The 24,265-nt window shown below is 69.3% G+C and carries 19 protein-coding genes and 1 tRNA gene; 8 read left to right on the top strand and 12 right to left on the bottom strand.

Annotation, left to right across the window (positions count from 1 at the left end; all coding sequences use genetic code 11):
* Positions 1–104: 104 nt before the first annotated feature.
* The gene (locus tag F1599_RS21850; protein ID WP_149317954.1) at positions 105–596 is read right to left on the bottom strand and encodes a glycine zipper 2TM domain-containing protein; all 492 of its coding nucleotides are present in this window, start codon (positions 594–596) and stop codon (positions 105–107) included.
* Between the two features lie 275 nt (positions 597–871).
* Here F1599_RS21850 and F1599_RS21845 point away from each other — a divergent pair.
* Positions 872–961: transfer RNA gene (locus F1599_RS21845), tRNA-Ser, on the top strand.
* Positions 962–1,225: 264 nt separating this feature from the next.
* On the opposite strand, the gene F1599_RS21840 is transcribed toward F1599_RS21845, so the two are convergent.
* Positions 1,226–2,197 carry a Bug family tripartite tricarboxylate transporter substrate binding protein gene (locus tag F1599_RS21840; protein WP_223819814.1) on the bottom strand — a complete coding sequence of 324 codons (972 nt, stop codon included), beginning with the start codon at positions 2,195–2,197 and terminating at the stop codon, positions 1,226–1,228.
* Between the two features lie 187 nt (positions 2,198–2,384).
* A complete protein-coding gene (gene gudD, locus F1599_RS21835; protein WP_150084565.1) occupies positions 2,385–3,737 on the bottom strand; it encodes a glucarate dehydratase in 1,353 nt (450 codons plus the stop codon).
* Positions 3,738–3,903: 166 nt separating this feature from the next.
* Between gudD and F1599_RS21830 the strand changes: the two genes are divergently transcribed.
* The 4 genes from F1599_RS21830 to F1599_RS21815 all read left to right on the top strand — a co-directional run bounded on the left by F1599_RS21830 (position 3,904) and on the right by F1599_RS21815 (position 8,602).
* Positions 3,904–4,656, top strand: a complete 753-nt coding sequence (locus F1599_RS21830; protein WP_150084563.1) for a FadR/GntR family transcriptional regulator — start codon at positions 3,904–3,906, stop codon at positions 4,654–4,656.
* 175 nt (positions 4,657–4,831) lie between these two features.
* Positions 4,832–5,749 carry a 5-dehydro-4-deoxyglucarate dehydratase gene (gene kdgD, locus F1599_RS21825; RefSeq protein WP_223129683.1) on the top strand — a complete coding sequence of 306 codons (918 nt, stop codon included), beginning with the start codon at positions 4,832–4,834 and terminating at the stop codon, positions 5,747–5,749.
* Between the two features lie 133 nt (positions 5,750–5,882).
* Positions 5,883–7,460 carry an aldehyde dehydrogenase (NADP(+)) gene (locus F1599_RS21820; protein ID WP_150084561.1) on the top strand — a complete coding sequence of 526 codons (1,578 nt, stop codon included), beginning with the start codon at positions 5,883–5,885 and terminating at the stop codon, positions 7,458–7,460.
* Positions 7,461–7,636: 176 nt separating this feature from the next.
* Positions 7,637–8,602 carry a hypothetical protein gene (locus F1599_RS21815; protein WP_150084560.1) on the top strand — a complete coding sequence of 322 codons (966 nt, stop codon included), beginning with the start codon at positions 7,637–7,639 and terminating at the stop codon, positions 8,600–8,602.
* Between the two features lie 63 nt (positions 8,603–8,665).
* Here the strand turns inward: F1599_RS21815 and F1599_RS21810 are convergent, their stop codons facing one another.
* From F1599_RS21810 to F1599_RS21795, 4 genes are read right to left on the bottom strand one after another with little or no spacing between them, the layout of a single operon-like run.
* On the bottom strand, positions 8,666–9,892 hold the full coding sequence (locus F1599_RS21810) for an osmoprotectant ABC transporter ATP-binding protein OsmV (protein ID WP_150084559.1): 1,227 nt from the start codon (positions 9,890–9,892) through the stop codon (positions 8,666–8,668).
* The gene (locus tag F1599_RS21805; protein ID WP_149317948.1) at positions 9,889–10,539 is read right to left on the bottom strand and encodes an ABC transporter permease; all 651 of its coding nucleotides are present in this window, start codon (positions 10,537–10,539) and stop codon (positions 9,889–9,891) included. The genes F1599_RS21810 and F1599_RS21805 overlap by 4 nt, the downstream gene beginning before the upstream one ends.
* A gap of 50 nt (positions 10,540–10,589) precedes the next feature.
* Positions 10,590–11,507: a glycine betaine ABC transporter substrate-binding protein gene (locus tag F1599_RS21800; protein ID WP_150084558.1), complete on the bottom strand. Its 918-nt coding sequence runs from the start codon at positions 11,505–11,507 to the stop codon at positions 10,590–10,592.
* A gap of 23 nt (positions 11,508–11,530) precedes the next feature.
* Positions 11,531–12,247 carry an ABC transporter permease gene (locus F1599_RS21795; protein WP_149317946.1) on the bottom strand — a complete coding sequence of 239 codons (717 nt, stop codon included), beginning with the start codon at positions 12,245–12,247 and terminating at the stop codon, positions 11,531–11,533.
* 848 nt (positions 12,248–13,095) lie between these two features.
* On the opposite strand from F1599_RS21795, the gene F1599_RS21790 reads away from it, so the two are divergent.
* Positions 13,096–14,031: a pirin family protein gene (locus F1599_RS21790; protein ID WP_150084557.1), complete on the top strand. Its 936-nt coding sequence runs from the start codon at positions 13,096–13,098 to the stop codon at positions 14,029–14,031.
* A gap of 198 nt (positions 14,032–14,229) precedes the next feature.
* Here F1599_RS21790 and F1599_RS21785 read toward each other — a convergent pair whose 3' ends face one another.
* The 5 genes from F1599_RS21785 to F1599_RS21765 form a co-directional block, all read right to left on the bottom strand.
* A complete protein-coding gene (locus F1599_RS21785; RefSeq protein ID WP_149317944.1) occupies positions 14,230–15,753 on the bottom strand; it encodes a tripartite tricarboxylate transporter permease in 1,524 nt (507 codons plus the stop codon).
* Positions 15,754–15,762: 9 nt separating this feature from the next.
* Positions 15,763–16,299 (bottom strand): tripartite tricarboxylate transporter TctB family protein, encoded by a 537-nt coding sequence (locus F1599_RS21780; protein WP_150084556.1) that lies wholly within the window; start codon positions 16,297–16,299, stop codon positions 15,763–15,765.
* Positions 16,300–16,369: 70 nt separating this feature from the next.
* Positions 16,370–17,353: a tripartite tricarboxylate transporter substrate binding protein gene (locus tag F1599_RS21775; RefSeq protein WP_149318033.1), complete on the bottom strand. Its 984-nt coding sequence runs from the start codon at positions 17,351–17,353 to the stop codon at positions 16,370–16,372.
* Positions 17,354–17,580: 227 nt separating this feature from the next.
* Positions 17,581–20,799 carry an FAD-binding and (Fe-S)-binding domain-containing protein gene (locus F1599_RS21770; RefSeq protein ID WP_150084555.1) on the bottom strand — a complete coding sequence of 1,073 codons (3,219 nt, stop codon included), beginning with the start codon at positions 20,797–20,799 and terminating at the stop codon, positions 17,581–17,583.
* A 15-nt stretch (positions 20,800–20,814) separates the two neighbouring features.
* A complete protein-coding gene (locus F1599_RS21765; RefSeq protein ID WP_150084553.1) occupies positions 20,815–22,035 on the bottom strand; it encodes a pyridoxal-phosphate-dependent aminotransferase family protein in 1,221 nt (406 codons plus the stop codon).
* Positions 22,036–22,220: 185 nt separating this feature from the next.
* On the opposite strand from F1599_RS21765, the gene F1599_RS21760 reads away from it, so the two are divergent.
* Both F1599_RS21760 and F1599_RS21755 read left to right on the top strand, forming a co-directional pair.
* Positions 22,221–22,970 carry a GntR family transcriptional regulator gene (locus F1599_RS21760; protein WP_149317940.1) on the top strand — a complete coding sequence of 250 codons (750 nt, stop codon included), beginning with the start codon at positions 22,221–22,223 and terminating at the stop codon, positions 22,968–22,970.
* A 384-nt stretch (positions 22,971–23,354) separates the two neighbouring features.
* On the top strand, positions 23,355–24,265 hold a 911-nt coding region (locus tag F1599_RS21755), incomplete at its 3' end, for an ABC transporter ATP-binding protein (protein WP_150084550.1).

Here is a 24,265-nt window from a genome sequence, read left to right as displayed (position 1 = left end):
GCGCAGCGGCCGAACCCGCCGCACCAAAGAAAAAGGCCGCAGTTCAGACTTGCGGCCTTTTTCCATGTCACGCTGCCATCGCAGCGGCGGACATCGCGTCAGCGTCAGATCGGCGACGCCATGTCGTTGGCGACCTGCACGCGCTGGCCGACCTGCAGATTGTTGGCCTGGCGCTGCGTGACGGTGGCCATGCGGCCATCGTCCAGGCGCACGTGCACGCGATAGACGGTTTCCATGCCGCCGGTGGCGCGCTGTTCGATCTGGTTGCCGGCCACGCCGCCCGCCACCGCACCGCCGATGGTCGCGATGGTCTGGCCGCGGCCGCCACCGATCTGGTGGCCGAGCAGGCCGCCGGCGAGGCCGCCGATCACCGTGCCGAGCAGACCCGAGCTGGCGCCGCGCGGTTGCTGGATCGGCTCGATCGCTTCGACGCGGCCGTAGAACACCGAGCCCGCGGGCGCCTGGTAGGCCCCCTGGCCGGTCTGGTAGCCGGCATTGGGGGCACCGTAGCCATAACCGCCACCGGGCGCCGCGCAGCCGGCGGTGCCGATTGCCGCGGCCAGCGCAGCGGTGCCCAACAAAGTCTTGCCATTCATTTAATGTTCTCCTGACTGGGACGAGAAGAGACGGGATGCGGCGCGGCGCCGCTCCCTCCTGCCCTAGGAGATATACATCCAGACAAGGTTCCGCGATGTCGGACGGACGCCGACAGCCCGCGTTTCTTGTCTTCCCGCGGTGCAAGATGTGTAACGAGGCGTTTCCCTGGCCGTTTCCGCGGCCTTTCCGCGGCCCGTTTGCCGCCCCGTTTCCCGGGCCCAACCCGCCTTGCTATAATGCGCGGCCGGTCGCAAGGCCGGCCATCAAGGGGACTGGAGACGTGGCCGAGTGGTTTAAGGCAGCAGTCTTGAAAACTGCCGATGGGGTGACCCATCCGTGAGTTCGAATCTCACCGTCTCCGCCATCCGAGGCACAAGGTCCCGGCCCCATCGCGGCCTTCATCGCGGCCTTCTCTCCGCCCTCACCGCCTTCTCCGCCCTTATTGCCCGACCTTATTGCCGGCCCTTGTTCCCGGGCACGTATCCGGGTCCTTATTCCCGGCCCTTCATCCCCCACACATCCCAAGGCCACGTGACTACGGCCATATCCGCGCGACCATAAAAAAGCCCCGCACAGGGCGGGGCAACGACATGTCGTGGAGAGAATCGCCGATCGCCGATCGTCAATCTCAATCGATGGTGATCTTGCCGGTCTCGATCACGTTCTTCCAGCGCTGCAGTTCCTGGTTCTCGAACTGCGCGAACTGCTCCGGCGTATTGGCGACGACCTCGAAGCCCGTCTCGGCCAGCTTGGCGCGCATCTTCGGATCGGTCAGCGAGCTGACCAGCGCACCGTGCAGGCGCGACTTGACGTTGGCCGGCAGTCCGCGCGGGGCGGCAACCGCCTGCCACGAGTAGACCTCGACGTCCTTGACGCCCGCTTCGGCCAGCGTCGGCACGTCCGGCAGCAGCGGCGAGCGCTTCTCCGAGGTAATCGCCAGCGCCTTCAGCTTGCCGGCCTTGATGTGCTGGATCACCGCGTTGATGTTCTGGAACGAGACCTCGACCTGGCCGGCCAGCAGATCCTGGATCGCCGGGCCGCCGCCCTTGTACGGCACGTGCAGGCCGGTGGTGCCGGTCTTCTGCCAGAACAGCGCCGCGGTCAGGTGGTCGGACGAACCGGCGCCCGACGAGGCGAAGCTGACCTTGCCCGGGTTCTTCTTCATATGGGCCACCAGATCCTGCACGCTGCGCGCCGCCACCGACGGATTGGCGACCAGCACGTTGGGGGCGCGCACCGCGACCGTCAGCAGGTCGAAGTCCTTGGCCGGATCGTACGGCAGGTTCTTCTGCAGGAAGGGGTTGACCGCGTAGACGCCGATCGACGCGATCATGATCGTGTAGCCGTCGGGCGGCGCGCGCTTGACCATCGCCGCGCCGATCGCGCCGGTCGCGCCCGGACGGTTCTCGACCACGAAGGGCTGGCCCAGCTTTTCGTTCAGCGGCTGCGCCAGCATGCGCGCGATGGTGTCGGTCGAACCGCCCGGCGGGAACGGCACCACCACGGTCACCGGTTTCTGCGGCCAGTCCTGCGCGGCGGCGGTGCCGGTGGCCAGCAGGCCGGCGGCGAACGCGCCGGCCAGCACGCCCGCCGTCAGCATCAGCCGCGGCAGGCGGCGCACACAGGTTTGCGCGGTCGCGGCGGCGCCGCGCAGGAAGTGGGTCTTGCTCATGTTGTCTCCTGAATCTCTGCTCGTGGTCGAGCTGCGGTCGTTAGATGATGTCGTTTCGATGTCGTCGCTTCGACGATGGTGTTTCGGATACCGGCGGCGATGCCGCCGAATCCCGCTACCGCACCATGCACGGCGCCTTGTTGTCGAATTTCCAGCCCGGGATCAGGAACTGCATCGCCACCGCGTCGTCGCGCGCCCCCAGTCCCATGTTGCGATAGGTCTGATGGGCCTTGTCCAGCTCGGCCATGTCGATCTCGACGCCGAGGCCGGGGCGCTTGGGCACCTGCACCATGCCGCCTTCGATCTTCAGCGGCTCCTTGGTCAGGCGCTGGCCGTCCTGCCAGATCCAGTGCGTGTCGATCGCGGTGACACGCCCCGGCGCGGCCGCGGCCACATGGGTGAACATCGCCAGCGAGATATCGAAGTGGTTGTTCGAATGCGAGCCCCATGTGAGCCCCCACTCCGCGCACATCTGCGCGACGCGCACCGAGCCCTGCATGGTCCAGAAGTGCGGATCGGCCAGCGGAATGTCGACCGACTGCAGCCGCACGGCATGGCCCATCTGCCGCCAGTCGGTGGCGATCATGTTGGTCGCGGTCGGCAGCCCGGTGGCGGTGCGGAATTCGGCCATGATCTCGCGGCCCGAATAGCCGTCCTCGGCGCCGCACGGGTCCTCGGCGTAGGCGAGCACGCCATGCTTGTCGCGGCACAGCCGGACCGCCTCGGCCAGCGACCAGGCGCCGTTCGGATCGAGCGTGATGCGGGCCTTGGGAAAGCGCTCGGCCAGCGCGACGATCGCTTCCATCTCCTCGTCGCCGCGCAGCACGCCGCCCTTGAGCTTGAAGTCGTTGAAACCGTAGCGCTGGTAGGCGGCCTCGGCCAGGCGCACCACCGCCTCGGGCGTCATCGCCTCCTCGTTGCGCAGCCGGAACCAGGCATCGTCGGCATCGGCTTCCTGGCGATACGGCAGCGTGGTGCGCTTGCGGTCGCCGATATAGAACAGATAGCCGAGCATCTCGACGGCGTCGCGCTGCTGCCCTTCGCCGAGCAGCGCGGCGACCGGCACGTCCAGGTGCTTGCCCAGCAGGTCGAGCAGCGCCGCTTCCAGCGCGGTGACCGCATGGATCGTGATGCGCAGATCGAAGGTCTGCAGGCCGCGCCCGCCCGCATCGCGGCTGGCGAAGGCCTGCCGCACGCGATTGAGCACCGCCTGGTAGGCGCCGATCGGCTGGCCGACCACCAGCGGGCGGGCGTCCTCCAGCGTCTGCCGGATACCCTCGCCGCCCGGCACCTCGCCGACGCCGGTACGGCCGGCGCTGTCCTTGAGCAGCACCACATTGCGCGTGAAGAAGGGACCGTGGGCGCCCGACAGGTTCATCAGCATGCTGTCGTGGCCGGCGACCGGGATCACGGTCAGTTCGGTGACGACGGGCGTGGCGCCCGGCGCGGAGATCGATTGGTCTGTCATGAAGCGTCTCGGAATGCTGTCTCGGATGGCTTTTTGTCTCCCGGCCCGGGGCACACCCGATGGTGGCACGGAGCGGGACGAGGTAAAGTCGGTTATCAGTCGTCGTATAACTTACGACGCAGTATAATGAGCCGTTCCAGAACCGGTCAAGCACCGTACTTACCCTATGAAAGCCTCGACCTTGGCCCCCACTCCGCTTCGCCGCCGCGGCCGCACGCTGGCCGAAGAAGCGGTCGCCAGCCTGACCGACAGCATTCGCCAGGGCACGCTGCGCCCCGGCGACAAGCTGCCCACCGAATCGGAAATCATGGCCACGCTCGGCGTCAGCCGCACCGTGGTGCGCGAGGCGCTGTCCCGCCTGCAGGCGAGCGGCCTGGTCGAGACCCGCCACGGCATCGGCACCTTCGTGCTGACGCCGCCCCCGGCCGAATCGGCCTCCCCCTTCCGCATCGATCCGTCGGCCATGGTTACCGCGATGGACGTGCTGGCGATGCTGGAATTCCGCGTCAGCATCGAGGCCGAGGCCGCCGGCTTGGCCGCCGTGCGGCGCGGCGACGCCGATCTGGCCGAGATGCGGCGCGCGCTGGACGAGCTGAAGCGCACCGCCGCTTCCGGGGGCGATTCGGTCGCCTCCGACTTCGCCTTCCACCTGGCCGTCGCGCGCGCCACCGGCAACCGCTACTTCAGCGAGATGCTGGGCCATCTTGGCGCCTCGGTGATCCCGCGCGGCCGGCTGCACGTCACGCCCGGCGACCGCGAGCAATATCTGGAACGGGTCAACTTCGAGCACGACAGCATCTACGACGCGATCGAGCGCCGCGACCCCGATGGCGCCAAGGCGGCGATGCGCATGCATCTGACCAACAGCCGCGAACGCCTGCGCAAGGCATCGGCAGCGGCCGCCAGCACCCCCGCCTGACCCCGGCACGCCGGCGCCGAGGGTTAACCCCCGGCGCCGGGCTCTTGCGTCTTAGTTGTACGATGTCTTATGATGACGTTCATCGAGCGGCGCCTCGGCTTCCTTGTCCCGGCGCCGCCACCGTCCAACGTTGCGCATTCGGGCACGCCGCCCGGCCTTTTCATCGGAAACCACCATGTCCCTGAACCCCCAAGACCTCAAACAGATCATCAGCGCCGGCCTGCTGTCGTTCCCGGTGACCGATTTCGACGCCAACGGCGACTTCGCCGCGGCCTCCTACGCCAAGCGTCTCGAATGGCTCGCCCCGTACGGCGCCAGCGCGCTGTTCGCCGCCGGCGGCACCGGCGAGTTCTTCTCGCTGGCCCCGAACGAGTACAGCGACATCATCCGCACCGCGGTCGATACCTGCCGCGGCAAGGTGCCGATCATCGCCGGCGCCGGCGGCCCGACCCGCGTCGCGATCGCCTATGCGCAGGAGGCCGAGCGCCTGGGCGCCCACGGCGTGCTGCTGCTGCCCCACTACCTGACCGAAGCCAGCCCGGAAGGCATCGCCAACCACGTCGAGGCGGTCTGCCGCTCGGTGTCCTGCGGCGTGATCGTCTACAACCGCGCGGTGTGCCGCCTGAATGCGGTGCAGCTGGAACGGCTGGCCGAGCGCTGCCCGAACCTGATCGGCTACAAGGACGGCCTGGGCGACATCGAGCTGATGGTGTCGATCCGCCGCCGGCTGGGCGAGCGCTTCGCCTACCTGGGCGGGCTGCCGACGGCCGAGGTCTACGCCGCGGCCTATCGCGCGCTGGGCGTGCCGGTCTACTCGTCGGCGGTGTTCAACTTCATCCCGAAGACCGCGATGGATTTCTATCGCGCCATCGCCGCCGAGGATCACGAGACCGTCGGCCGCCTGATCGATACCTTCTTCCTGCCCTACCTCGACATCCGCAACCGCAAGCAGGGCTACGCGGTCAGCATCATCAAGGCGGGCGCCCGCCTGGTCGGCCACGACGCAGGCCCGGTGCGCGCGCCGCTGACCGATCTGAGCGAAGAGGAATGCGCGATGCTGCAACGGCTGATCGACAAGGTCGGCGGCCAGTAACGCTGTTCGTTCGTGCGCGCGCCGCGGCCGGCCATGCCGGCGCGGCGCGCGCCATGATGCCCCCGGCGCATCGGCCGCCCCCGGTCTGGAACCGCGGCGGCCGCTGCGCCATCGACGTTTTCAGGAGAAGCCAATGAAGATCACCGGAGAGATGCTGATCGGCGCCAGCGCCGTGCGCGGCCAGGACGCCGTGCTGCAGGCGATCGATCCCGCCACCGGCGCGACGCTGGGCCCCGACTTCCACGGCGGCGGCGCGGCCGAGGTCGACCGTGCCTGCGTGCTGGCCGAACAGGCCTTCGATCCCTTCCGCAACACGCTGCCGGAACAGCGCGCCGCCTTTCTGGAGCGCATCGCCGACGGCATCGAGGCGCTCGGCGACACGCTGATCGAACGCGCCCATCGCGAGAGCGGCCTGCCGCTGGCGCGTCTGCAGGGCGAACGCGGCCGCACCGCCAATCAGCTGCGTCTGTTCGCCCGCGTACTGCGCGACGGCCGCTGGCAGCAGGCCACCTGGGACAGCGCGCTGCCCGAGCGCACGCCGCCGCGTCCCGACCTGCGCATGCAGAACATCGCGCTGGGCCCGGTGGCGGTATTCGGCGCCAGCAACTTCCCGCTCGCGTTCTCGGTGGCCGGCGGCGATACCGCGTCGGCGCTGGCGGCGGGCTGCCCGGTCGTCGCCAAGTCGCACCCCGCCCATCTGGGTACCTCCGAGCTGGTCGGCCGCGTGATTCAGCAGGCGGTGGCCGACGCCGGCCTGCCGGAAGGCGTGTTCTCGCTGGTGCTGGGCGCCGGCAACGAGATCGGCACCGCGCTGGTCGCGCATCCGGCGATCCAGGCGGTGGGCTTCACCGGCTCGCGCGGCGGCGGCCTGGCGCTGACGCGCGTGGCGCAGCAGCGGCCGCAGCCGATCCCGGTCTATGCCGAGATGAGCAGCATCAATCCGGTGTTCCTGATGCCGGCGGCGCTGGCCGCGCGCGGCGAACGCATCGCCGCCGAGCTGATCGACTCGCTGGTGATGGGGGTCGGCCAGTTCTGCACCAACCCGGGCCTCGTGATCGCCATCGACAGCCCGGCGCTGGCCGCCTTCCGCGCGGCCGCGGTGCAGGCGCTGGGCGGCAAGCCCGCCGGCACGATGCTGACGCCGGGCATCCATCAGGCCTATCAGCAGGGCGTGGCCAGGCTTGGCGAGATCAACGGCCTGCAGCGCATCGGCACGGGCCTGGCCGGCACCGGCCCCAACCAGGCCTGCGCCGCGATGTTCGAGACCAGCGCCGCGCAGTTCATCGCCGACCATCGGATGCAGGCCGAGGTGTTCGGTCCGTCTTCGGTACTGGTGACCTGCCGGGACATCGACGAGATGACCGCGCTGACGCGCAGCCTGGAGGGCCAGCTGACCGCGACCGTGCACGCCGATGCCGGCGACCACGCGGCCGCGCGGCAACTGCTGCCGGTGCTCGAGCGCAAGGCCGGACGGGTGCTGTTCAACGGCTATCCGACCGGCGTGGAAGTTTCCTACGCGATGGTGCATGGCGGCCCGTTCCCGGCCACCTCCGACGCGCGCACGACCTCGGTCGGCGCCGCGGCGATCGCGCGCTTCCTGCGTCCGGTCTGCTATCAGAACGTGCCCGGCGAACTGCTGCCGCCGGCGCTGCGCGACGACAATCCGCTGGGGCTCTGGCGGCTGCGCGACGGCGAGCTGACGCGCGCCTGACACGATCCTGCCGCAAGGGGGGCGCCGCCCGGCGCCCTCTGCCACGGCTGAACGCGGCCATTCCCAGGCCCGGCGCGGCCCGCTATGCGAGCCATCCCACAGTCGCCGGGGAGAAGCGCAAGTACAGTGACGTCATCACCGTCACGCGTCTCCCGCCACGACCAAGGATCGCCACCATGAATGCTCCGCCGCGCGCCGAACGCATCCCTCCCGCCGCCGCCCATGTGGTGGTGGTCGGACCGGTGCGGAACTGCGGCGCGACCATCGCGGAGGAAGTGGCCCGCTTTCGCAGCATCCTGTCCGGCTTCGCCTCGGTCGGCTTCCTGTTGATCGAAAGCGACTCGGTGGACGATTCGGTGCCGCGGCTGCGGCAGCTCGCCGCGCAGGTGCCGGGCTTTGTCTTCGAGTCGATGGGCACGCTGCGCGATCGCCATCCGATCCGATGCGACCGCATCGCGGTCTGCCGCAATGTCTATGTCGAGCGCGTGGCCAACGACCCGCGCTATCGCCATATCGACTACGTGATGGCCGCCGATCTGGACAACATCAATCATCAGCTGAGCGCCGAGGCGGTGCTCAGCTGCTGGCGCAGCGACGTCGACTGGAGCGTGATGACGGCCAACCAGCGGCTGGGCTACTACGATATCTGGGCCCTGCGGCATCCGGCCTGGGCGCCGCTAGACTGCTGGGCGGCCTATCGCGAGATGGCCGCGGTGGTCGGCCATCGCCAGGCGGTCGAAATGTGCGTCGCCTCCAAGCAGGTCCGCGTGCCGTCTGACGCCGCGCCGATCGAGGTCGAGTCGGCGTTCGGCGGCTTCGCGGTCTACCGCAGGGACGCCTTTGTGACAGGGCGCTATGTGGGCCTCGATGCAAACGGCGGGGAAGTCAACGAGCACATCAGTTTCCACGCCGATCTGCGCGCGCGGGGCCATCGCATCTATATCAACCCGGCGATGATCAATGCCGATTTCACCGAGCACACCTACTACAAGACCCGCCTGGGGCATCTGCGCAAGGAACTGATGTGGCGGGTGCGCGAGGCCGCCGATTCGCTGCATTGCCGCGAACAGCTCGAAGCGGCCATCGACGCGATCAAGAAGAGGCTGGCCGGGTCGATGGAGCGCCCCGGCAAGCTGCGCTGACGCACGGGGCCGTGCCGCGGGCGCTCAGGCCCCTCCCTTCACCCTGCCCTTCATCCGTGCCCTTCAGGCCGCCGCGCGCAGCGGTGCGGCGGCGCTGGCCGTGGAAGCGGAAGCCGGAGCCTGGGCGGCCGGGGCGATGGACGTGCCGGGCGCGGCAATGCCGCTGCTGCGCGAGCGCCCCGAGCTCAGATAGCCCGCGATCGATTCCTGCGTGACCTCGCCCAGATAGACGCCCTCGGCGTCGACCACCGGCAGCCAGCTGGTGTTGTGCTGGTACATGCGCGACAGCACGATGCGCAAATGTTCGTCGAAGGCCGCGGTCGCGGCGAACGGACGCAGCACGTCGCCGCAGGCCTGCTTGCCCGCGGCCGGATTGCGCGCATCGCGGCGCGCCACATAGCCCAGCGCGCGCTGGCCCGCATCGAGCACCGGCAGGTAGCGCACGTCGGCGTCGTCCATCAGCCCCAGCGCCTGCGCCAGCGGCATGTCGGGCGTCGCGGTCGCGCCCATGGTGGCGGCGTCCCCGGCCCGCACCAGCAGCAGGCGCTTGAGCGTGTTGTCGTGGCCGACGAAGGCCTGCACGAACTCATCGGCCGGATGCGCCAGCAGCGCGTCCGGATGATCGAACTGGACCAGCTTGCCGGCGCGGAACACCGCGACCTTGTCGGCCAGCTTGATCGCCTCGTCGATGTCGTGCGAGACCATGATCACGGTCTTGCCAAGCTGCCGCTGCATCTGCAGGAATTCGTTCTGGATGCTTTCGCGGTTGATCGGATCGACCGCGCCGAACGGCTCGTCCATCAGCAGCACCGGCGCGTCGGCGGCGAGCGCGCGGATCACGCCGATGCGCTGCTGCTGGCCGCCCGACAGCTCGCGCGGATAGCGCGACAGCATCCGGTTCGGATCGAGCTGCACCATCGCCATCAGTTCGCGCGCGCGTTCGCGGCAGCGCTGCTTGTCCCAGCCCAGCAGGCGCGGCACCACGGTGATGTTCTGCTCGATCGTCATGTTGGGGAACAGGCCGATCTGCTGGATCACGTAGCCGATCTTGCGGCGCAGCGCGACCTCGTCGATGCCGGCGGTGTCCTCGCCCTCGATCAGCACGCGGCCCGAGGTCGGCGGGATCAGCCGGTTGATCATCTTCAGCGTGGTGGTCTTGCCGCAGCCCGACGGGCCGAGGAATACGCAGATCTCGCCGCGCGGCACCGTCAGCGACACCGAGTCGACGGCGCGCACCAGCGCGCCATCCTTCTGCGTGAACGATTTGCTCAGTTGGTCCAGTTCGATCATGTGCGGATTCCTTTGGGCGTCAGCACGCGCTGCAACCATTGCAGGCACACGTCCGCCACGATGGCGAGCAGGCTGACCAGGACGGCGCCCACCGCGAGTTTGCTCATATTGCTCTGGCTGATCGCTTGCAGGATCAGCACGCCGAGGCCGCCGGCGCCGATCAGCGCGGCGATGGTGGCCACGCCGATGTTCATCACCACCGCGGTGCGCACACCGCCGAGGATCACCGGCACCGCCAGCGGCAGGTCGACCAGCCGCATGCGCTGCCAGGTGGTCATGCCGATGCCGCGCCCGGCCTCCTGGATGCCGCTGTCGATGCCGGCCAGCGCCACATAGGTGTTGCGCAGGATCGGCAGCAGCGAATACAGGAACACCGCGGTAACGGCCGGCAGGTAGCCGAGCGCGTGGCCGAAACGCGCGAACACTGGGATCATCAGGCCGAACAGCGCGATCGACGGGATCGTCAGCACCACCGTGGCCAGCGTCATCATCGGCGTGGCCAGCCAGCGCCAGCGCGTGGCCAGGATGCCGAGCGGCACCCCGATCAGGATCGCCAGCCCGACCGCCGCGCCGACCAGCGCGAGATGCTCGCCGGTCATCTTCAGCAGCGTCGGCCAGCTGTGTTGCAGATAGGAAATCAGGTCCATGGATTGTCCGTGGTTGTCCGTGGTTGTCCGTGGGCGTCCCGGCGCAGGCGTCAGATCAGCCCGTGCTGGCGCAGGAAGTCGGCCGCGACGGCATCGACCGGTTTCTGTTCGATGTCGACGCGGTAGTTCATCTCCGTCATCGACGCGTTGTCGAGCGCCGCGGCCAGCGCGTTCAGCAGCTCGGCCAGCTGCGGATGCGCGTCGAGCACCGCCTTGCGCACCACCGGCACCGCCTGGTAGGCCGGGAAGAAGCCCTTGTCGTCGCGCAGCAGCACCAGGTCGAAGCCCTTGACGCGGCCGTCGGTGGCGTACACCAGGCCGGTCTGGACCTGGTCGTTGCGCAGCGCGGTGTAGACCAGGCCCGGATCGAGCTGGATCACGTCGCGCCGCGTCCATGGCAGCCCGTAGGCGGCCTTCAGCGGCTCCAGGCCGTCGGGGCGCGCGGCGAACTCCATGTCGACCGCGAAGGCGTGGCGCTTGTCCTCGCCGTCGGCGCGGATCTTGTCCGCGAGCTCCGACAGCGAGCTCACGCCGGCGGCTTCGGCGCGGTGGCGCGGCATCGCCAGCGCATAGGTGTTGTTGATCGTCGAGGGCTGCAGCCACACCAGGCCCTTGGCCGCATCCAGTGCCTTGACGCGGGCGTAGCTCTGCTCGGCATCGAGTTTTTCCTCGACGCGGTTGAACACGATCAGCGCGGTACCGGTGTAGTCCCACACCACGTCGAGCTGGCCGCTCTCCATCGCCTGGCGCATCAGCGTGCTGCCCAGTCCGGCGGTCAGCTCGGTGGTCAGGCCCTTGGCGCGCAGGTACTGCGAGGTCATCGACGACAGGATCAGCTGCTCGGTGAAATTCTTGCCGCCCACGCGCACCGGATCGGCGGCCGCCGCGGGGGCGTTCGCCAGCAGCGCGGCGATGCTCAGCAGGGCGGCCATCCACGTGCGCGGACGAAGCGATCGAATCAGCGTCATGGTGTTCTCCTTGAGGTTCCGCTTCATGCCGCCAGCCCTCGCCGGCGCAGGTAGAAGCGTCCGCCCGCGGCGAACAGCGCGTCGAGCGCCAGCGCCAGCAGCGCGGTGGCCGCGGCGCCCAGCAGCAGCAGCGACGGCTTGTTCAGGTAGATGCCGGGGAAGATCAGTTCGCCGAGGCTGTTGGCGCCGATCAGGAACGACAGCGGCACGGTGCCGACGTTGATGACCAGGCTGGTACGCACGCCGGCCAGGATCACTGGCATCGCGTTGGGCAGCTCGACCCGCAGCAGGCGCTGGCGCGGCGTCATGCCGATGCCCTTGGCCGCTTCCAGCAGCGCGGGCGGCAGGCCGCGCAGCCCCTCGCAGGTATTGCGCACGATCGGCAGCAGCGAGGCCAGCCACAGCGCCAGCACCGCCGGCCGCTCGCCGATGCCGAGCACGGCCAGCGACAGCGCCAGCACCGCCAGCGACGGCACGGTATTGCCGATATTGAAAACCTGCATCAGCCGGTCGGCCCAGCGCCGCAGCGCCGGCCGCGACAGCAGGATGCCGGCGGGCACGCCGGTGGCGAGCGCCAGGGCCATCGACCACGCCACCAGGCGCAGGTGATCGGCCACGTCGTAAAGCAGGCGTTCGCGGTGCTCGGCGATCGTGTCGACGCCGACCCAGGCCAGCAGGCCCGCCAGTGCCAACACGATGAAACCGGCCCAGCCGAGTCCACGCCAGATTCGCAGAGACATCTTTCCTCCCGTAAGCCGGCCGGCGTCGCGATCGGCGGATCGACGACGGACGGCGACAAAAGCGCGGCGCGGCAAGGCGCGACGGCCGCGACGGCGGTCCATGAAGGGACGACGGCAACGGACCAGCGCAATGGCGGGACCCGATGGGGACATGCGCCATGGCGGCGGACCCGGCCGGGTCCAGGCTAGATTGGTGCTGTCCGCCATGACCGGCGGGATGCCGGCGGACGGACGGGGGGCGCCCATTGCCGCAAAAGGGGGGGCGAGGCGATGGGAGCCCGGTGACGGACCGCGGGGCCGCCCGGAACGGGCGGGCGTCAGCGGCCCTGGCGCGGCGCTGCGGGTCGGTGCGACGGTCGGGCGACGGTGGACGCGGCGGCCAGCGGTGAGCCGGGCTACGCATGGACGGTCGCGGACGGTCGGTCAGACCTCGCAGGCCAGTGGCAGCGCAAAATTGAAGGTTCCGACGCGCCGCCGGATCAATCGGCCGTGGTCACGAATCGGCCGCGCCGAGCGCGAAGCTCAAGCGGCTAATTTGCAACAACGGATGGCAAAGAGGTCGCTATTCTAACCAACTTCAGCGATCTTGTCACCCCGGTCGGTATCGGGCGGCTTTCTGCCGTCATGTTGCGCCTTCCCGGCCAGTCAAAAGCGGGCCTCGCCACGGCCTTTTCCCGAACTCCTGGCGTCCCGTCCGCGTTCCATCCGTGCTCACAAACGAGCTGCGATCGTCCCACCTACGGAACGCTCTTTTGTCCTTCGCCCGGCTACCGCTTTTCCGCCAATCCCTTACATTGACTGGGTAACGCGGCGCGAGGCGCCGCTCGCCAAGACACAGGAGATCCGACATGGACGACATCCGCAACCCGAACGACGCCACCACCATCCCGGCCACCGCCGGGGAATCGGTGCAGCGCACCCGCACCATCGACCGCGTGGTGCGCGGCATCGCCACCTCCGACGGCGCCGGCGTCAAGCTGACCCGCGTGCTGACGCAGAACCTGCAGCGCCGGCTGGACCCGTTCCTGATGCTCGACGCCTTCGGCACCGACCGGGCCGACGACTACATCGGCGGCTTTCCGGCCCACCCGCATCGCGGCTTCGAAACCATCACCTACATGCTGGCCGGCCGCATGCGCCATCGCGACAGCGCCGGCAACGAGGGCCTGCTGGAGAACGGCGGCGCGCAATGGATGGTGGCCGGCGCCGGCGTCGTGCATTCGGAGATGCCGGAGCAGCAGGACGGCCGCATGGAGGGCTTCCAGCTGTGGCTGAACCTGCCGGCCAGCGACAAGATGACGGCACCGTGGTACCGCGACCTGCCGGCCGCGGCGATCCCGACCGTCGCGCTGCCGGTCGGCGCGGTGGTGCGCGTGCTCGCCGGCGCCTCGCACGGCGTGCAGGGCGCGATGACGCGGCCCGTCACCGAACCGCTGTACCTGGACGTCGCGCTGCCGGCCGGGCAATCGTTCGCGCAGGCTCTGCCTGCCGGGCATAACGCCTTCGTCTACGTCTATCGGGGCGAGGTCAGCATCGGCGAGGGCGACGCGCTCGCCGCGCTCGACGCGCAGCGGATGGGCGTGCTGGCCAACGAGGCCGATGCCGACGGCGTGATCGTCAAGGCCACGCAGGATGCGCGCTTCCTGCTGATCGCCGGCAAGCCGCTGGGCGAGCCCATCGTGCAGTACGGGCCGTTCGTGATGAACAGCGAGGCGCAGATCCACCAGGCGCTGAGCGACTTCCGCGACGGGCGGTTCGAGGGGAAGGTGCAGAGCGCGGGGTAAGGCCGGCCCTCTCCCCGACCCTCTCCCGCAAGCGGGAGAGGGAGAACACCCACCGACCCGTGACATGCCGCGGGTTTGCTCCCCTTTCCTGCTGCGGGAGAGGGAGAACACCCACCGACCCCTGACATGCCGCGGTTTTGCTCCCCTCTCCCGCTTGCGGGAGAGGGGCCGGGGGAGAGGGCAGACTTATACCGGCCCTTACCCGTTCCCCTCCACCGCCGCCACGCCCTTGCCCTTGCGCAGCCGCGCGCGCAGGTCGCCGATCATCGGCCAGATCAGCACCAGGATGGCCAGCGTCATGATGGTGCCCACCAGCCCGTTGGACCAGAAGATATCGAGCGAGCCGGACGAGACCAGCATGGTCTGCCGGAACGCGTCCTCGGCGCGGTCGCCGAGCACCAGCGCGAGCACCAGCGGCGCCAGCGGATAGTCGAGCTTCTTCAACACATAGCCGATCACCCCGAAGCCCAGCATCAGCCAGACATCGAACAGCGCGTTGTTGACCGTGTAGGCGCCGATCGCGCAGACCACCAGGATCAGCGGCGCGATGATCGAGAACGGGATGCGCAGGATCGCGGCGAACAGCGGCACCGTCGACAGCACCACCAGCAGCCCCACGATATTGCCCAGGTACATGCTGGCGATCAGCCCCCAGACGAACGGTCCCTGCTCCTGGAACAGCAGCGGCCCGGGCTGCAGGCCCCAGATCATCAGCCCGCCCAGCAGCACCGCGGCGGTCGCCGAGCCCGGAATGCCCAGCGCCAGCATCGGCAGCAGCGCGCTGGTGCCGGCCGCGTGCGCGGCGGTCTCGGGCGCGACCACGCCCTCGATATTGCCCTTTCCGAACGAGTCCGGATCGCGCGCCATCCGCTTGGCCACGCCATACCCCATGAACGACGCCGCGGTGGCCCCGCCGGGCGTGATGCCGAGCCAGCAGCCGATCGCCGATGAGCGCAGCACCGTCATCCAGTAGCGCGGCAGCTCGGCCCAGGTGCGCAGCACCACCTTCAGGTCGATGCGCGCCTGCTTGCCGCGGAACGCCACGCCCTCCTCCATCGTCATCAGGATCTCGCTGATGCCGAACAGCCCGATCACCGCCACCAGGAAGTCGAAGCCGCGCAGCAGCTCGGTCGAGCCGAAGGTCATGCGCAGCGTGCCGGAGACCGTGTCCATGCCGACCGCCGCCAGCAGGAAGCCGACGCACATCGCGATCAGGATCTTGGGCTTGGACTCCTTGCCCATGCCGACGAAGCTGCAGAACGTCAGCAGATAGACGGCGAAATACTCGGGCGGCCCGAAGCGCAGCGCGAACTTCGCCACCAGCGGCGCCAGGCAGGTGATCAACAGCACGCCGGCCATCGCGCCCAGGCACGAGCCGGTGAAGGCCGAGGTCAGCGCCCGGCCCGCCTCGCCGCGCTGCGCCAGCGGGTAGCCGTCGAAGGTGGTCGCCACCGACCAGGCCTCGCCCGGGATATTGAACAGGATCGACGTGATCGCGCCGCCGAACAGCGCGCCCCAGTAGATGCAGGACAGCATGATGATGGCCGAGGTCGGATCCATCGAGAACGTCAGCGGCAGCAGGATCGCGACGCCGTTGGGGCCGCCCAGCCCGGGCAGCACGCCGACCACGATGCCGAGCAGGATGCCGACGAACATCAGGCCGACGTTCTGCCACGACAGTGCGACCGAGAAGCCGTGCATCAGCGAATTGAATTCCTCCATGGCGCCCTCCTAGAAGCCGAGCGCCGCTTCCAGCGGGCCCTTCGGCAGCGGCACCCGGAACTGGATCTCGAAGATCCAGAACAGCACCAGATTGATCCCCGCGCCCAGCAGCACCGCGCGCCACCATTCGGCCTTGCCCACCGCCATCATGAAGCCGGCGATGAAGATCGCCGACGCGACATAGATGCCGAGCCAGCCGATCAGCGCGACATAGACCGACAGCGGCAGCAGGATCACGCAGACCTGCCGCAATTGCTGCCAGCTGGCGAAGATCGCGTCGGCCGGCGTGCGCCAGGCCTGCCATGCCACGGCCACGCTGCACACCAGCACGATCGCGCCGACGCGCAGCGGAAAGTAGCCGGCCTCCGGGCCGTCCGCCGCCCAGCCCGCGCCGATGCGGTGGTTGCTCCAGATCACCACCACGGCGCCCGCCAGCAGCAGCGCGGCCACCACCAGCTCGACCGCGCGCAGCGACACGCCGCGTGCGTCGGCGTGCGCGTCCTTGTCGACGCCGGCGGCGGCCGCATGCTCTTGCTGTGTTTCCATCGAAAACTCTCCCAGTCGGTGCGCGCGGCGGCCCGCGTCGAGCCGTCCGCGCGCCATTGGCGGTGCCGGCTCAGCGCGCGGCCATGAAACCCGCTTCCTTCAGGATGTCGCGGTGCGCGTTCTCGTCCCTGGCGAGGAAATCCTCGAGCGCCTTGCCGGCGAGAAATTCGCTCTTGAGCGCATTGCGCTCCAGATACTCCTTCCACTCCGGCGTGGCGACGATCTTGCGCATCAGCTCCACGTAGTACTTCTGCTGATCGGGCGTGATGCCGCCGGGCATCATGAACACGCGCAGCATCTGGTACTGGACGTCGAGCCCCTGCTCCTTGCAGGTCGGCACGTCGCGCCAGCTCTGCGACTGGGTGACCTTGGTGGTGTAGCCCATCCGTTCGGGCGCGAACACGCACAGCGCACGATGCTCGCCGGCCCGCCACTGGCCGATCGATTCGGACGGGTTGTTGACGTTGGCGTCGATGTGCTTGCCCGACAGCTGCGTGGCCGCCTCGCCGCCGCCCTTGTACGGCACGTAGATGAACTTGGCGCCGGTCTTCTTCTGGATCAGCGTGGTGATGATCTGGTCCTCGCGCTTGGAGCTGGTCCCGCCCATCTTGACCTTGCCCGCGCCGGCCTTGGCGCCCTCGACGAATTCGGCGACGGTCTTGTACGGCGCTTCGGCATTGGTCCACAGCACGAACTCGTCCTGCGCCACCATCGCGATCGGCGTCAGGTCGCGCCAGCTGAACGGCAGGTGGCTGACCATCGGCACCGTGTACAGCGCGGACGAGGTCACCAGCAGCTTGTGCGGATTGCCCTGCGACGCCTTGGTGTCCATCAGGCCCTCGGCACCGCTGGCGCCGGCCTTGTTGACCACGATGACCGGCTGGCTCATCAGCTTGTGCTTGGCGATGATGCTCTGGATCGAGCGCGCCATCTGGTCGGACGCACCGCCCGCGCTGAACGGTACGACGATCTCGACCGGCTTGGTCGGCTCCCATGCCCACGCCGCGGCCGGCGCGCCGCCGATCGCGAGCGCGACGGCGCCGAACGCCAGCATCGAACGCTTGCCCTGCTTGCTGTGCTTGCTTTGCATTGCCTGTCTCCTCGTTGGAATGTCACATCGGTCCGCCCCGTGCCGGCCGTCGAGCGGCCTTGTCGCGGTCTGTGCGGCGGACGGGTCTGGCCCCGGCACGGCAACGATGCCGGCCTGTCCTCCCTGTGCTGCTACTCTCTCCCTGCTGTCCCGCTCCCTGCTGTGCCATCCGTCTGCACGATCGGTCTGCGCTATCTGTCCTTCGCCGCGCCCGGCGCTGCACCGTCCGTCCGCTGCGCCAGCGCGGCCGCCAGCACCCGCGCCACGTGCCACGCCTGCGCGTGGGCGCCATCGGCGATCTGATGCCGGCAACTGGTGCCGTCTGCGACCACGATGGCGTCCTCCGCGCGCGCCCGCACCGCCGGCAGCAGCGACAGCTCGGCCATCGCCATCGAGGCCTCGTAGTGCTCGGCCTCGTAGCCGAAGCTGCCCGCCATGCCGCAGCACGACGAATTGACCGGCGACACCTTCAGCTCGGGAATCCAGCCCAGCACGGTCTGCACCGGCGTGAAGGCGTCGAAGGCCTTCTGGTGGCAGTGGCCGTGCACCAGCGCCTCGCGCTGCGGCAGCGGCTGCAGTGCCAGTTCCTTCAGGCTCAGGCGCCCCGCCTGGCGCTCGCGCACCAGGAATTCCTCGAACAGGAAGGCGCTCGCCGCCAGGCGCGCCGCCTCGTCGCCATAGCCATAGCCGAGGAATTCGTCGCGCAACGACAGCAGGCACGAGGGCTCGAGCCCGACGATGGGCACGCCGCGCGCAACGAAGGGCTGCACCGCGTCGAGCAGGCGCCGCGCCTCCTGGCGGGCCTGCTCGACCAGTCCCGCCGCCAGGAAGGTGCGGCCGCAGCAGAGCGGACGCTCGCCGGGCCGCATCAGCGGATGCACGGTGTAGCCGGCCGCTTCGAGCACCGCCTGCGCGGCGCGCGCGTTCTCGGGCTCCATGTGGTTGTTAAAGGTGTCGACGAACAGCACCACCTCCCGGTTTCCCCCGGCGACCGCACCGTGCAACGGATCGTTCATCGAACCGTCCAGCGAAGCGGCCAGGGAAGCGGTGTCCGTCGCAGCGCCGGCGCCGGCAGTGGCCGGGGTGGCATCGCCGCGGCCGGCACGCGCAATCGTCGACAGAAACGAACGCTGCCAGCGCGGCAGGCTGCGCTGCGGCGCGAAGCCGAGTGCGCGCCTGGCCCATGCCGACAGCAGCGGAATCCGGTCGGCCAGCGCCATCAGCCCGGGCATCCGGCTCGCCAGCGGCGCATAGCGCGGCATGAAGGCCACCAGCCGATCGCGCAGCGTCAGCCCGTGGCGCTGCGCCCACGCGTGTCGCGCCTCGATCTTGAGACGCGCCATGTCGACGCCGGTCGGGCAGTCGCGCTTGCAGCCCTTGCACGACACGCACAGGTCGAGCACCGCCTTGACGTCCTCGCTCGCCAGTCCTTCGTCGCCGAGCTGGCCCGATACCGCGAGCCGCAGCGTGTTGGCGCGGCCGCGCGTGACATGCTGCTCGTCGCGCGTGACGCGGTAGCTCGGGCACATGGTGCCGGCGTCGAACTTGCGGCAGTGGCCGTTGTTGTTGCACATCTCGACCGCGGCGGCGAGCCCGCCGGTGCGATCGTCGCCGCTGCCCGGCGGCGTTTCCTCGCCGCTCAGCGGATCGCGCCTGACGTTCCAGGCCGACCAGTCGAGCGCCGGCTGCAGCGGCAGCCGCTGGTAGCCCGGCGGAAAGCGAAACAGCTCGCGCGTGTCCATCTTCGGCGGCCGCACGATCTTGTCGGGGTTGAAGCGGTTGTCCGGATCGAACAGCGCCTTGATCTCGCCGAAGGCGGCATGGATGCGCGGGCCGTATTGCCAGGCCACCCACTCGCCGCGGCACAGGCCGTCGCCGTGCTCGCCCGAATAGGCGCCCTTGTACTCGCGCACCAGCGCGGCGGCCTCCTCGGCGATCGCGCGCATCTTCGCGGCGCCGTCGCGGCGCATATCGAGGATCGGCCGCACGTGCAGCGTGCCGACGCTGGCGTGCGCATACCAGGTGCCCTCGGTGCCGTGGCGATGGAACACCTCGGTCAGCCGGCGCGTGTACTCGGCCAGGTGCGGCAGCGGCACCGCGCAGTCCTCGATGAAGGAGACCGGCTTGCCGTCGCCCTTCATGCTCATCATGATGTTCAGGCCGGCCTTGCGCACTTCCCACAGCGCCTTCTGCGCGCCGGCGTCCGGCATCTTGACCACCGAGCCGGGCAGGCCAAGATCGCCCATCAGCTCGCCCAGCGCATCGAGGTCGGCGCGCAGCGCGGCGGCATCCTCGCCGGCGAACTCGACCAGCAGGATCGCCTGCGGCTCGCCCCGCAGCGCCGACGCGATCACCGGGCGGAAGGCCGGGTTGGCCATCGACAGGTCGATCATCGTGCGGTCGACCAGCTCGACGGCGACCGGCGAGAGCCCCACGATATGCTGGGTCATTTCCATCGCCTGGTAGAAGGTCGGGAAATTGACCACGCCCAGCACCTTGTGCGTCGGCAGCGGCGCGAGCTTCAGCGTGATTTGCCGGCTGTAGGCCAGCGTGCCTTCGGAGCCGACCAGCAGGTGCGACAGGTTGGCGTGTCCGTCGTCGGTATAGGCGCGCGGATTCTGGCAGTCGAACAGGTCGATGTTGTAGCCCGCGACGCGGCGCAGCACCTTGGGCATGCGCTCGGCGATCTCGTCGCGCTCGCGCGTGGCGATCGCGCGCAGCTGCGCCAGCATCGCCTGCACGCGCGGATCGGTAGGCGCCTGCGCCAGCGAGCCGAAATGGCATTGCGCGCCGTCGGCCAGCACCGCGTCGATCGCCAGCACGTTGTGCACCATGTTGCCGTAGGCGAGCGAGCGCGAGCCGCAGGAGTTGTTGCCCGCCATGCCGCCGATCGTGCATTGCGCGCCGGTGGAGACGTCGACCGGGAACCAAAGGCCATGCGGCTTGAGCCAGGCGTTCAGGTGGTCGAGCACGATGCCGGGCTCGACCGTGACGGTGGCCGCGACCGGATCGAAGTCGATCACCTGGTTCAGCCACTTGCTGTTGTCGATCACCAGCGCCTCGCCGACGGTCTGGCCGCACTGGCTGGTGCCGGCGCCGCGCGCCAGCACCGGCGCATGCGCGTCGCGTGCGATCTCCAGCGCCAGCAGCAGATCGCGCTGGTCGCGCGGCACCACCACGCCGACCGGCATGATCTGGTAGATCGACGCGTCGGTGGCATAGCGGCCGCGGCTGGCGCGGTCGAACAGCACGTCGCCGCGCAGCTCGCGCTTGAGCCGCGCCGCCAGCGGCGAGCCGGGCCCGCCCTCGGAGCGGACGAAGTGCAGCGGCCTGACGAGCGGCGCCGCGGGCAATGGTGACGCCAACGAAGGGACCGACGTGGAGGCCAGGCGCGTGGACAGATCCGTCATCGCAGCTCCATCCGCTCAGGCGGCGGCCTTCAGCGCCGGCGTATCGGCATGCGACGTCAGGTACTCCATCGCCGCGGCCACGCCGCTGCCCTGCAGCGGCACGCCCGACAGCTTCAGTCCCATCTCGCAGCCCGACAGCGTCGCCATCAGCGTCAGGTCGTTGCAGTCGCCAAGATGGCCGATACGGAACATCTTGCCGCGCATCTTGCCCAGCGCCTGGCCCAGCGACATGTTGAAGCGTTCGTAGATGCGCTTGCGCACCGCGTCGGCGTCGACGCCCTCGGGCATCATCACGCCGGTCAGCACCGGGCTGTAGACCGCCGGATCGGCGCACTGGATCTCCAGGCCCCAGGCGCGCACCGCGCGGCGGGTCGCCTCGCCCAGGCGCTGATGGCGCGCGAACACGTTGTCCAGCCCCTCCTCCAGGATCATGTCGAGCGCCTCGGACAGTCCGTACAGCAGGTTGGTGTTCGGCGTGTACGGCCAGTAGCCGTTCTTGTTGGCCTCGATGATCTCGTCCCAGCGCCAGAAGCTGCGCGGCATGCGCGCTGCCTTGCTGGCGGCGATGGCCTTTGGCGACAGCGCGTTGAAGCTGATGCCCGGCGGCAGCATCAGGCCCTTCTGCGAGCCCGACACCGTCACGTCCACGCCCCACTCGTCGTGCCGATAGTCGGCCGAGGCCAGGCCCGAGATCGTATCGACCATCAGCAGCGCCGGATGACCGGCCGCATCGATCGCGCGGCGCACCGCGGCGATGTCGGAGGTCACGCCGGTCGAGGTCTCGTTGTGGACCACGCAGACCGCGCGGATCCGATGGCCGCTGTCCTCGCGCAGCCGCGCCTCGATCATGTCGGGCTGCACGCCCCGCCGCCATCCCTCGATGCCCGGCAGGCCGAGGAATTCCGGCTGCAGGCCCAGCGACTCGGCCATCGACTTCCACAGCGTGGCGAAATGCCCGGTCTCGTACATCAGCACGGTGTCGCCCGGGCTGGTGGTGTTCGACAGCGCGGCCTCCCAGGCCCCGGTGCCCGAGGCGGGATAGATGATCACCGGGTGCTCGGTCTTGAAGATCTTGCGGATGTCGGCCAGCACCTTGCGCCCGAGCGCCCCGAATTCCGGCCCGCGATGGTCGATGGTCGGATAGCTGATTGCACGCAGGATGCGATCCGGTACCGGGCTCGGTCCCGGGATCTGCAGGAAGTGGCGGCCGGCGGGGTGGAAATCGAGCGAGATCATGGGCGGGTGCCTCCTTGTTGAATTTTGAATTCAAAATACTCTAGCAGCCGACCCCGGCGATCCCAAGCGGAAATTGCCCCGCAAGCGCGCTCGTTTACCCGGATTGCCGGCGCCATGCGGGCTGCGGGACAGTTCCACGCGACTGTGCGCTAGAATGGCCGGGACATCACGGATAAGGACTTTGAATGCAAAATTCCGCCGAAGGGGAACCGCTGCCCGACAGCGGCGCCACCCCGCTGCTGCCCCGGCTGGAGCGCCAGCGCCTGCACGACACCGTGGTCGAGCACCTGCGCAAGTTCATCACCGAGGGCGTGCTCAAGCCCGGCATGAAGCTCAACGAGCGCGAGCTGTGCGAGACGCTGGGGATTTCGCGCACGCCGCTGCGCGAGGCGTTCAAGGTGCTGGCCGCCGAGAACCTGATCGAGATCTCGCCGAACCGCGGCGCCAGCGTGTCGCGCATGACCGAGGCCGAGATCTGGGAGACCTTCGAGCTGATGGCCGGACTGGAAGCGTTTGCCGGCGAACTGGCCTGCGAGCGCATCACGCCGGCCGAGCTGGCGCAGATCAAGGCGCTGCATTACGCGATGCTGGCCTGCCGCGCGCAGAACGATCTCTCCGGCTACTACAGCCGCAACCAGGAGATCCACGACCGCATCAACGCGGCCGCGCGCAATGGCGTGCTGCGCCAGACCTATCTGTCGATCAACCGCCGGCTCAAGGCGCTGCGCTTCCGCTCCAACCAGCAGACCCAGAAATGGGACCGCGCGGTGCAGGACCACGAGGCCATGATCCAGGCGCTGGAAGCGCGCGACGGCAAGCGCCTCGCCGCGATCCTGCGCCAGCATCTGCTGGAGAAGCGCGAGGCGGTGATGCAGGGCTCGCTGGCGGCCGCCACGCCCGCCGAGGGCACGAACGCCCCCGCTTCGGCGGCCTGAGCGCCTGCCTGCCATCGCGGCCCGCGCTCGCCGGGCCTTGCCTGGCTCTGCCTTGCGCGCGCGCGGCGCAGCACGCGCCGCCGCTGGCCCCTTCCCTGCGCCCGCACCCGGCATGCGACTTGCAACCGTCCGCTATCCGTTGCGGGGCCTGCATCGGCGGCCAGATCGGCCGTTCCGGGACCCGCGCACTTATATAATCCCGACCTGATAACAGGCATTACGCTTCCGTGATGACGCGGCCAGGCGCGCCGGCCATGCTGGCCCACGCCTTGCCGCTGTTCACTGCTGATCGCTGCCGCCGCGCCGTGGCGCCGCTTCCCTGCGGATTGCCCGGTGCCGCGCAGCGCCGACGGACGAAGCCGCCTCATAACCAGAGCCGCCTCAGTGACATCCAATTTCCCCCCCAGGCTGGCGCTTGCCCATATCGTCAAGCGCTATCCCGGCGTGACCGCCAACGACGACGTCTCGCTGACCGTCGCCCCCGGTGAAATCCATGCCGTGCTCGGCGAGAACGGCGCCGGCAAGTCGACCCTGATGAAGATCATCTTCGGCGCGGTCAAGCCCGACGCCGGCCAGATGCACTTCAACGGCGCGCCGGTGGTCATCGACAGCCCGCACGACGCCCGCGATCTGGGCATTGCGATGGTGTTCCAGCATTTCTCGCTGTTCGACACGCTGACTGTGACCGAGAACATCGCGCTGGGCCTGCCGGCCGCGCAGCGCGGCGGCACCTCGATGAAGGCGCTGGCCGCGCGCATCCGCGAGACGGCCGCGCGCTACGGCCTGCCGCTCGAGCCCGAGCGCCATGTGCACACGCTGTCGGTGGGCGAGCGCCAGCGCGTCGAGATCGTGCGCGCGCTGCTGGCGCGGCCGCAATTGCTGATCCTCGACGAACCCACCTCGGTGCTGACGCCGCAGGCGGTGCAGACGCTGTTCGTCACGCTGCGCCAGCTCGCCGACGAAGGCACCAGCATCCTGTACATCAGCCACAAGCTTGACGAGATCCGCGCGCTGTGCCATCGCGCCACCGTGATGCGGATGGGCCGGGTCACCGGCGTCTGCGATCCGCGCCAGGAAAGCGCGGCCTCGCTGTCGCGCATGATGATCGGCGGCGAGCCGCCGCGCGAGGCGCGCGTGGCCACGCCGCGTGGCGCGCTGCGGCTGGCGGTGCGCGAGCTGTCGCTGCCGCGCGCGCACGCCTTCGCCACCGCGCTCGACGGCATCGCGCTGGACCTGCATGCCGGCGAGATCGTCGGCATCGCCGGCGTGTCCGGCAACGGCCAGCAGGAACTGCT

Source organism: Cupriavidus cauae, assembly GCF_008632125.1.
GTDB classification, from domain to species: Bacteria; Pseudomonadota; Gammaproteobacteria; order Burkholderiales; family Burkholderiaceae; genus Cupriavidus; species Cupriavidus cauae.
Note: the sequence above shows the minus strand (reverse complement) of the source record. Positions and strands in the feature narration are given on the sequence as shown.